Below are 3,733 nucleotides of genomic sequence, written 5' to 3' on the forward strand. Positions count from 1 at the left end.
GGGCATGGTCCACCGTCACGAACTGGCCGGCGTGCTCCACGGCCTGCTGCGCGTCCGCCAGTTCACCCAGGACGACGCCCACATCTTCTGCCTGCCGGACCAGTTGCGGGACGAGGTGATCGGCGTCATCCGCCTGGTGGACCGGGTGTACCGGACGTTCGGGTTTGAGGACGTGCGGGTGGAACTCTCGACGCGGCCGGAGCACTGCATCGGCACCGATGAGATGTGGGAACATGCCACAGGGGCGCTCCGCGGCGCGCTTGAGGCCCGCAGCATGACTTACAAGGTGAACGAGGGGGAAGGGGCCTTCTACGCACCGAAGATCGATTACCACATCCGCGACTGCCTCGGGCGGTCGTGGCAGTGCGGAACGATCCAGGTGGACCTCGCCATGCCTGAACGGTTCGACCTCACTTACACCGGGTCCGACAATCGCGAGCACCGGCCGGCGATGATCCACCGCGCGATTCTCGGCAGCATCGAGCGGTTCCTGGGCATCCTCATCGAGCACTACGGGGGCGATTTCCCGCTCTGGCTCGCACCGCTCCAGGCCGTCGTCCTGCCGGTCAGCGAACGGTTTGACGCCTACGCCGGCCGGGTGCTCGAGCGCCTCCGGCAAACCGGTTTCCGGGCTGAGGCCGATCTCTCGAGCGACAAGGTCGGCGCGAAAATCCGGTCGGCCATCGGCCGGCGGATCCCCTACATGCTGGTCGTGGGTGAGAAGGAGGCGACCGCCGAAACCGTCGCTGTCCGCTCGAAGGCGCTGGGCGACCTGGGCGGCGAGACGGTCGAGGCGTTCATCGGGCGGGCACAAAACGAAATCCGCGAGCGCCGGCTGAGGCCGACGGCCCCGGCGCGCCGGGGTTGAGATAGACGGCACGCAAGGAACCCGGTCCTAGGATAAGGAGAACCGCTTGAAGGACTTCAGGCAGCGGATCAACGAGCAGATCCGAGTTTCGCCGCTGCGGGTTATTGGAGAAAATGGCGAACAGTTAGGTGTCCTGGAACGGGACGACGCCGTGCGCCGCGCAGAGGAGGCGGGCCTGGACCTCGTGGAGGTCGCGCCGGAGGCGCGGCCGCCCGTGTGCCGGATCATGGACTACGGCAAGTTCAAGTACCGTCAGTCCAAACGGACGGCCAAGGGCAAGCACCACGAAGTCCACATGAAGGAGATCCGGATCCGCCCGAAGACCGAGGCCCACGACCGGGACGTGAAGATCCGGCGGACGCGGGAGTTTTTGGAGAACGGCGACAAGGTCACCGTGAACATGCTGTTCCGCGGGCGCGAGATGGCGCACCTGGAGTTCGCAACGCAGAACATGCAGGCGTTCGTCGAGCAACTCGCCGACGTCGCCAAGGTCGAACGCGGACCGGACCGCATGGGCCGACGCATGATCCTGATCCTGACGCCCAAGAAATCGTCTTGAGCGCCGGCCGAGTGGAACTGAAAACATCGGATATCGAGGCCGGAAGCGCCCCGGCCGCAAGGGAAAACGCCGTCCAGCGAAAGGGACCGTTATGCCGAAGATGAAAAGCCACAAGGGCATCCGGAAGCGCATGAAGCTCACGCGGCGGGGTAAAGTCACGCGCCGGCGCGCCAACCGCGGCCACCTGATGAGCGGAAAGCGCAGCAAGCGCAAGCGGCAACTTCGCCGAAAAGCCGTCGTCGACAAGGGACAGGTCAAGATTTACACGCGCCTAATCGGCGGCTGACGCCCGCGCGCCACGAGGAGAAACGACATGACACGCACACGAAAAGGATCGGCCCGGAGGCAATCGACCAAGCGCCTCTTGAAGCGGGCTAAAGGGTACTACGGCGCCCGTGGAAAACTCCGTCGCGTCGCCAAGCAATCGGTCATGAAGGGCGACCAGTTCGCCTTTCGCGACCGGCGGACCAAGAAGCGCAACTTCCGCCGGCTCTGGATTACGCGCATCAGTGCCGCCTGCCGGCAGCGCCAGATCTCCTACAGCCATTTCGTCGGAGGTCTGAAGAAGGCGGGCGTCACGCTCGACCGAAAGGTCCTCGCGGACCTTGCGCTGAACGACCCGAAAGCGTTCGACGCCGTCGTCGCCGAGGCTCGCGCCGCTCTGGAGACCTGACATGAGCCGTCTCGACCACGTCGAGACCCTTCGCCGCGAGGCCTTGAGGCAGATCTCGGCCGCCGCCGACAGCCAAGCCCTCGAAGCCTTGCGCATCGAATGGCTGGGGCGCAAGTCCGGACAGGTCACGGCTCTCCTGCGGTCCATCCCCACGGTTCCCGCCGAGGAACGCGGGGCGTTCGGCCAGGCGGTCAACGCCCTGAAGACCGAGGTGACCGCGCGCCTGGCCGAACGCAAGGCCGCGCTGGTCGCTCCGGCCAAGGCCCGGCCGGCGGTGGACGTCACGATGCCCGGCCGGCAACCGGCGCTCGGGCGAGTGCACCCGATCACGCGGGCGGCGCGCGAGATGATTGAGATTTTCGGGCGTCTGGGGTTCGAGGTCGTCGAGGGGCCCGAGGTCGAGGACGAGTGGCACAACTTCGTCGCCCTCAACATTCCGCCGGAACATCCGGCCCGCGACCCGCTGGACAATTACTACCTTGACGACCGGCTGCTCCTGAGGACCCAAACGTCCACGGTCCAGATCCGCGTGATGGAGAATCGTCCGCCGCCCGTCCGGATCATCGCCCCGGGGCGCGTCTATCGGCCGGAGACGGTGGACGCCGGCCACTCCAACATGTTCCACCAACTCGAAGGGCTGTGGGTGGAGCAGGGCGTCACGTTCGCGGACCTGAAGGGCGTCCTTTCGATGTTCGCGCGGGCGTTCTTCGGGCCGGACGTCCGGACGCGCTTCCTGCCGAGTTACTTCCCGTTCACCGAGCCGAGCGCCGAACTCTACGTCTCCTGCCTGCTGTGCGCGGGGAAGGGGTGCCCCGCCTGCAAGCGGACCGGCTGGATGGAGATCGGGGGCTGCGGCATGGTGGACCCGAATGTGTTCGAGGCGGTCGGCTACGACGCCGAGGAGGTGACGGGGTTCGCATTCGGATTCGGCATCGAGCGTCCGGCGATGCTGAAATACGGCATCACGGACATCCGCCTCTTGTTTGAGAACGACTTGCGGTTTCTCCGGCAGTTCTAACGCATTTCGCAGCGGTCAGAATAGAACCTTGCGCGGCGTGACCGTGATGTTTTTACTGACCGCGGCATAGTCTCCCTTCAGCGAAACCTGGACGTGGCAAGACTGGCTGCCGGCGGGTTGCTCGGGGGCGAAAGACGTTACGTCTCCCTTTATTAATCGCTCGGGATCGCTGTCGCTGTTGTCGCTTTCGGTCTTCACAAACGTGATGTCGCCGCGGTCCGTGCCATCCCATGTATAAGTATGCCGCGTGCCATCAGGCAGCATGATGCGAAGGCTTTGCACGTCGACCAGGATTTCGTCGTCCAGGATTTCAAAGTCCGTGGCCCGGCGGATGTCGCGGGCGATCCGGTCCAATACGCCGCACGCCTTGGACACCAGTTCCGTTTTCTCGGAGTTGTAGGTGTACGAGGTGTTGGCGGCATGGATGGCGGCGGCGGCGGCGGCCATGATCAGGGCCATAAGGGCCATCGCCAGGAGTATTTCCGGCAAGGTGAAGCCCGGTCTGTGATGAAAAGCCTTCATCGGTTACTCCGCATAGGATCCCGAGATGCAAGCCAGTTTGTAGGAACGGGTCAGGCCGGCCGGGTGATCGTTCAGGTTGCTGCGATCGATAGT

At 64.8% G+C, this 3,733-nt stretch carries 6 protein-coding genes; 5 read left to right on the top strand and 1 reads right to left on the bottom strand.

Annotation, left to right across the window (positions count from 1 at the left end; translation table 11 throughout):
* The 5 genes from NTX40_11310 to pheS form a co-directional block, all read left to right on the top strand.
* The coding region (locus tag NTX40_11310; protein ID MCX5649662.1) for a threonine--tRNA ligase at positions 1-868 on the top strand (868 nt) is incomplete at its 5' end.
* A 46-nt stretch (positions 869-914) separates the two neighbouring features.
* A complete protein-coding gene (gene infC, locus NTX40_11315; GenBank protein ID MCX5649663.1) occupies positions 915-1,427 on the top strand; it encodes a translation initiation factor IF-3 in 513 nt (170 codons plus the stop codon).
* A gap of 91 nt (positions 1,428-1,518) precedes the next feature.
* Positions 1,519-1,713 (top strand): 50S ribosomal protein L35, encoded by a 195-nt coding sequence (gene rpmI / locus NTX40_11320; protein MCX5649664.1) that lies wholly within the window; start codon positions 1,519-1,521, stop codon positions 1,711-1,713.
* 27 nt (positions 1,714-1,740) lie between these two features.
* The gene (gene rplT / locus NTX40_11325; GenBank protein MCX5649665.1) at positions 1,741-2,100 is read left to right on the top strand and encodes a 50S ribosomal protein L20; all 360 of its coding nucleotides are present in this window, start codon (positions 1,741-1,743) and stop codon (positions 2,098-2,100) included.
* A 1-nt stretch (position 2,101) separates the two neighbouring features.
* Complete coding sequence (gene pheS, locus NTX40_11330; GenBank protein ID MCX5649666.1) at positions 2,102-3,118, top strand: phenylalanine--tRNA ligase subunit alpha; 1,017 nt, start codon at positions 2,102-2,104, stop codon at positions 3,116-3,118.
* 15 nt (positions 3,119-3,133) lie between these two features.
* On the opposite strand, the gene NTX40_11335 is transcribed toward pheS, so the two are convergent.
* Complete coding sequence (locus tag NTX40_11335) at positions 3,134-3,640, bottom strand: prepilin-type N-terminal cleavage/methylation domain-containing protein (GenBank protein ID MCX5649667.1); 507 nt, start codon at positions 3,638-3,640, stop codon at positions 3,134-3,136.
* Positions 3,641-3,733: the final 93 nt, after the last annotated feature.

It is taken from the genome of Planctomycetota bacterium (assembly GCA_026387035.1).
GTDB lineage: Bacteria > Planctomycetota > Phycisphaerae > FEN-1346 > FEN-1346 > JAPLMM01.